The organism is Pantoea sp. ACRSC, assembly GCF_022346785.1.
Classification (GTDB): Bacteria; Pseudomonadota; Gammaproteobacteria; order Enterobacterales; family Enterobacteriaceae; genus Pantoea; species Pantoea alvi.
Window position 1 is genome coordinate 1 of record NZ_JAKRNN010000047.1, and the last position, 6,523, is coordinate 6,523.

Sequence of the window (6,523 nt, forward strand, 5' to 3'; positions counted from 1 at the left end):
GCATGGTGCGTGCGCTGAATAAAATAACGAAGGCTGGTATGCCAGAAAGCGTGCGTATTGCCTGAAAACCCGGTCAGCTACAGAGTCACTCGTCCTGAAGCTGATTTATTCAACAAAGCCGAATAGCATATATAATCTATTCATCTTGTGCATATGATAATTACTTATCACGCGCTCTGTCCTCAAATGTAATGGTATACCTCGGCAAAATAAGCTTTTCCGTTTACCTTATCCATGAACCAGTCATGGTCTTCTGGCCTGTTTCCCTTCATATTCTACTATGACCTTCTTAAGTAAATCCGCTATATTCTTTCCTTTAATCATCACAGTAAGCGCTGCAATATATTCATTATTTGAAATGCCTTCATACAATTTCCTTAAAAGAAAAATTGATAAAAAAATGCTTCGTAAGCAATCGCCAGTTATTGGGTTTTAATTTAAAGCGCACTATAGAGCAGAGATTTTTCGTTATCTATGGTGCATCATGCATGCTATCATTTTAAAAAAAGAAGCACCTGACACTCGTTCTTTTTCCATTTAATTAAAACTCTTCATATAAGTACAGAATTCGACAACACAGGAAAAACCTTCAATATTTACTAACCAGGGAATCCGACTTTCAACACCTGAATTCAAACACCTTTACCTCACAAATATTCAAGAAAGTTGCGATATGATTTCTTTAATCCCCCAATAAAATCATCATCATTTCAACTTAATTTTCTTTGCGCTTTTGCATATTATACTTATTTATTGTTAACAAAAAGAAATCTTAATATCACACATTGAGAAAACTGGATATACTTTTTCTCGTTTACATTCTGGCATCCTTACGCCAGCTCATATCTATTTTAGTATAGTAAATACAAATATCCTTCCTGTAATTCCTCTCTTTACTTTATTGAATCTATCAAGCATTTCGTTTAAAGCACTATCAGGTGAATAAGCCGTAAATTCAGGATTAGATCTTTAAAAAATCATGACGAAAAGGCAGTCCATTTTCTTTTAACCTAAAAATAGAACCAATTAAGAGAAGCCGTATGAATAGCCAGAAGTTTGCTTTTGGCTTATAAACCTGTCTTACTCGAAAATTGTTCTAAACGAGCCATATTAATACTGGTATAATTGTTCGTGCTGGTGACGATCTTTAGGCGCATACTCCAACTTCATCGCCAGTCAGATGGGGCATTCTAATAGGCAGATGATGAATCAGATATAGAAGTCCTTGATAAAGAAAAAGGATGAACAACAAAGGATTCTACTCAACGAGTTGGCCCCATCGATGCCTCACACCAAAGCGAACAACCTTTAATTTATACTTATTAGATAGGTAGCCGTCCTAAACTTGAATATTTATAATTTCACGTTGCAGTTTTGAAGGGGGCGTTAAGTCATGGTGATGCAAGGTTTATCAGAAGCATACCCCAAGACTTGTATCATCAACCATGTGAGTATAAGGTGCTCTGCGCTATTTTTTGTGCTATATGTGAGCTACGGACTCCAGTAATACATTTTTTCCCATACAGATCGTCAGTCGGCATTGCTTATCCTCATTGGCATTCGTCTCAGACACTTAACCAGCACGATGATTCCGTCCAGTCCTTCCCCATCTAACGTTCCGCCGCTCTGCATTATCAGCTCGGAAGCCAACAGTTCCCCTACCATCGGAATGTCGTCGTAATGGAACGCCACATTGTCACTGGCTTCATCTTTACCCCGCGATTAACGATGACAAATGCGTCAGTGTTTCAATGCGTAAAGCGTTTGAAGATGAAGGCTCGATACTCTCTTCTTCGCTTGACGTGCTCACTTCACATGTCCTATTTTGCGCAGGCCCCACGTTTTATTCTCCCCACCGTCTGTAACGAATACGACGCAGAAGGGATGATAGCGCTTAATTCACCGATTGCACTCTTCCAGCGGCCAAATGTGGATGACCTTCTCAAGATCGAGGCAAAAGTTGTTTTTTGGTGAGTATTTGGTGCCCACCACGAGCGTCGAAATAAATAGCATCGCTGAACGCAGAGCCAATTTCGTATTCGCGTGGCCTGAAACCACTCTGCAGCCTCACTGTATATAAAAACAGTAATGTTGAGTGTTTTTTTTAGCAGGCTGCTGCAGTGAACATGAGGTGCGCGTTGTCATAAGCTTTTCATGACTAAAACTTCTCAATTGTAAATCAACGTCATACGTACATAAGCCATGTTTGAGGTTATAGTTTCCAAACCAAATTCCTTGTCATATTAGTTAAGAATGGTAAAATTTCTAAAATTTTCTTAAGGTTACGGGAATGTTTAGTCGTTTGTTTAGAAGCCAGATTGTTAGGTACGCCATGGTTGGTTTGGCGAACACGGCCGTTACAGCAGTAATGATTTTCACGTTAATGCACTTTAATGTAGGCCTATACGCTGCAAATATATCAGGATATTTGGTTGGTATAGTATTTAGTTTTCTAGCCAATTCAATTTTTACGTTTTCAACGCCGATGGCCGCTAATCGATTTGCTAAATTTTTAATTGCGTGTTTAGCTTGTTGGACTTTCAACTTAATAGCTATCAAGATTTTTCTGTCGGCGTTTCCTCACGAGGAGTATGCATCTCAATTAGTTGGGATGTTTATATATACTTCCACTGGTTTTTTTATTAATAAAACTTGGGTTATGAAATGAAATATTTCGGAGTTGAAGCAGTTATAAAAAACAGAACCGATCACAAATCGATTGAAGGACTCAAAAGACCTACGCCATCACTTACGATTATTGTACCATGTTATAATGAAGAGGAGGTTTTTGAGAAGTGTTTATTGGAGCTGAATTTAACTTTGCAAAAACTTATTGATAGAGAAATAATTAATGATGATAGCCATATCTTATTTGTAGATGATGGAAGTAAAGATAACACTTGGAACTTGATAAGTAATTCATCAAAAGCCTCATCGAAAGTAAGAGGCCTTAAGTTATCCAGAAATAAAGGACATCAGATCGCACTTCTTGCTGGGCTGAATGAGTGTGCAGGTGATATAAGCATTAGTATTGATGCAGATCTCCAAGATGACACATCAGTAATTGAACAAATGGTTTTAAACTATTTAAATGGAAGCGATATAGTTTATGGAGTTAGAAGTGATCGAGCGTCTGATACATTCTTTAAAAGAAAAACGGCATCACTTTTCTATGGATTTATGAAGTGGATGGGAGTTGAACAGATCCCTCATCATGCTGATTTTAGGTTATTGAGCAGTAGAGCCAAAAAGGCATTATTATCATATAAGGAGCAAAGCCTATATTTGCGTGGTTTAGTTCCATTAGTCGGTTTTTCGTCTTCGAAGGTTTACTATTCGCGTTCCGCAAGAGAAGCTGGCGAATCTAAATATCCATTAAAGAAAATGCTGGGGCTAGCGCTCGATGGAATTACTTCACTAACGATCACTCCGTTAAGAATCATTACTGCCCTTGGCTTTTTCATTAGCGGCATATCTATAATTTCAGCTATTTATGCCCTAATCCAAAAATTTAACGGGAACACTGTTGAAGGATGGGCATCGGTCACGATAGCAATATTCTTTTTAGGCGGCGTCCAGATGCTATCGTTAGGTATAATCGGTGAATACGTAGGCAAAATTTATATGGAATCTAAAAACAGGCCTAAATATTTTGTCGACGAAAAAGCAGGTGAGAAAAATGATTAAAAAAGGGATTTATTTAAGCGCATGGATTTTAATTCCTATTTTCATTGCTCTGCAAACCTTATACTTCATAAAGCATGAGCAAAATATTTATTTTTGGGATTTCAATGGATACTGGCGCTCATGGGAGAACTTTGTTGCATTGCTGAAACACAAACCAAATGACGCCTTAAATAACATTGCACTTTCTGTCATGAGCGATGATTACAACATTTTACCAATAGTAATCCCTGCACTCCTCAGTGACATAAATATTTCCTCCAGGCTGCTCTTTATTGAATTGCTTAACCTAGTATATCTTGTTCCGGTTATATACTTGTTTCATATTATATGCACTACTTTCACAGAAAAAAAACGCACAGAAAACTTGTTGTGGCATCTGACAACTTTATTTACCCCATTATTTTTTGTTTCATTTTGGGCTCCATCACTTAAAGGCTACCCGGACATTTCCGGTCTGATATTTGTTTTGGCAGCTGTAATACTTTCATCAAAAGTAAATCTTTCTGAAAAAGTAAGATTTACACTACCCGTATTACTTGGGCTAGTTTTATGGGGGCCCTTTCTGTTTAGGAGATGGTATGCTTTTACACTTGTTTCACTTTACTTCAGTATTCCGATATTGAATTACTATATCTTCAATGGATTGAAGTTAGAAAAAAATAAAGTTTTCAATTTACTTGTTAACTTTACCATTTCTGGCCTATTTTCATGTGGGCTTGTTTTGTATTTCCAGTATGAATTGTTTGAGCGCATTTTACATACAGATTATGCAAATATCTATCAAGCATACCAGGCATCTATAAGCACATCGATAAGCACCCTTGTTAATGGCACAGGTGTTTACTTACTACCTTTTTTTGCGCTAGGATTATTCTCTACCTTTTTCTGTAAAGATAAAAAAGAAAAAGGGCTGATATATTTCTCTTTGTTTAACTTGATTTTCAGCTTTTTCCTTTTCACCAAAACTCAAGCTCCGGGTGTTCAGCATTGCTTACCATTCTCGCTTTGGATTCTGATTATATGTACCCTGGGTATAAAATTCATTACGAGTCATATAAGGAACAGGAAAGGCGCATTACTATTTATTACATTATTCTTGGGAGTGCATGGATATATATTTGGGACATCAATCAATCACACAACTCGGTTTTATCCTGATTGGTGCAAGGAATTGCTGCCAACAAAATCCTACCCTTTACTAATAGATAACTATGATAATTATCTTACTTTAGTTAATGACTTGAGTAAGCTGACTGAGAATGGAAAGAAAGTTACAGTATTTTCCTCAAATGGTGTCCTCAATGATGACATGCTGAATACCATCTCAGGATTATCTTTATCGAAGAGCCTTTCCTATGCATCTCAGGTTGATTTGCGAGACGGAATGCGGATTGATTCATTAATGTCTGATTACTTCGTCGTTACCTCACCCCCGCAAATTCATTTGAACTCTTCGGGGCAACAGGTCATTACAGTTCCCGTAGAGCAAATACTCAATGGCAAAAGTATTGGCAATGCCATGGTCAAGCTTGACAAAAATTACATTTTAGCAAATGGCGTCAGTGCTTTTATTTACCAAAGAGTCCGACCTTACAACCCTGAAGAAGTAGACCAATTTTTCGCATTGCTTTTCAAAAGCTACCCTCAATGGAATGGAATTGTAAATAAGGGCCTTCCTTTCACATATCTTTCAACTCAAGTTGAAGTCGGAGATCAGTGGGGAAGTTATGGCATATCTTATGATGGTAAGATAGGAGCTCACCCAGGGGAAAACACACCAACTAATTTTATTTGGAATCTTCGAGGAGTTAATCGCTTGAAGGTTAAATCTGTCAACACTAGTTGTCAAAATGCTGATGGGGTTGACGTAACTATATCCGCACCCGGCCATCAAACTAAAACGATACATGTGGATAATGGTAAGTCCAATGTGATGCAAGTTGCAGATTTCAATGATATCGTAAGTAAGTTGAGTGTATCTAAACACCTTAACTCTGCATGCGATTCGATTGAAATATCAAGTAATTAAAACATATAAGGCTTCGCTTGTGACAAGCGAAGCCTTCAGGTTTTGTTGTAAATTCCTACCTTATCCTTATCTAAAATGTTACATTTACCTTACACATTCTTATGAGTAGCTAATCTTAAATGAATAAACGTATTGGGTGGCTTGAAGTTACTAGATTCATAGCGATACTGATGGTCCTGATTATTCACAATGTTGATGAAGGTGTATATAAATCAGGTTTAGAAAACGATAATCAATGGTATGTTTCGCAATTTTTCCATTTGATTGGCAGGCTAGGCGTACCACTTTTCTTTATGATAACAGGCTCATTATTGATACCTAAATTAAAGGATGTGAAGGTGTTGGAATTTTATTTAAAAAGAATACCACAGTTTTGCATGCTTATCATTTTTTATACCTTGCTTATCAATGTCTCTCACTCCTTGATAAATGATCAACCGATAAATTTTGACTCGATAATAGACAAACTCTCTCATGGAGATACAGGCTCTGCATACCAGTTATGGTTTTTATACAGCATTATTGCCATGTATTTTGTCATGCCGTTCTTATCAAAAATGCTTAACGCGATGAGTAATAGTGAAATTCTTATATTTATCATGTTGAGTATTGCTTTTTTTTATCTACCAATGTCATTCGAAACGCTTTTTTCTTATAGGATATTTTCAGCGCCTTTAAATGTTGATCCGGCTTTGTTGAATAAATCAGCTTCAGGACGAGTGACTCTGTAGCTGACCGGGTTTTCAGGCAATACGCACGCTTTCTGGCATACCAGCCTTCGTTATTTTATTCAGCGCACGCACCATG

The 6,523-nt window shown here is 37.2% G+C and carries 4 protein-coding genes; all 4 read left to right on the plus strand.

Features of this window, described 5'->3' with window-relative positions; translation table 11 throughout:
• Positions 1–2,383: 2,383 nt before the first annotated feature.
• The 4 genes from MHZ97_RS22085 (at position 2,384) to MHZ97_RS22100 (ending at position 6,447) form a co-directional block, all read left to right on the plus strand.
• Positions 2,384–2,668 (plus strand): GtrA family protein, encoded by a 285-nt coding sequence (locus MHZ97_RS22085; RefSeq protein WP_239315682.1) that lies wholly within the window; start codon positions 2,384–2,386, stop codon positions 2,666–2,668.
• Positions 2,665–3,687, plus strand: a complete 1,023-nt coding sequence (locus tag MHZ97_RS22090; RefSeq protein WP_239315681.1) for a glycosyltransferase family 2 protein — start codon at positions 2,665–2,667, stop codon at positions 3,685–3,687. The genes MHZ97_RS22085 and MHZ97_RS22090 overlap by 4 nt, the downstream gene beginning before the upstream one ends.
• Positions 3,680–5,716: a hypothetical protein gene (locus MHZ97_RS22095; protein ID WP_239315680.1), complete on the plus strand. Its 2,037-nt coding sequence runs from the start codon at positions 3,680–3,682 to the stop codon at positions 5,714–5,716. Before MHZ97_RS22090 ends, MHZ97_RS22095 begins: the two co-directional genes overlap by 8 nt.
• A 119-nt stretch (positions 5,717–5,835) precedes the next feature.
• Positions 5,836–6,447, plus strand: a complete 612-nt coding sequence (locus MHZ97_RS22100) for an acyltransferase (RefSeq protein ID WP_239315679.1) — start codon at positions 5,836–5,838, stop codon at positions 6,445–6,447.
• Positions 6,448–6,523 lie beyond the last annotated feature (76 nt).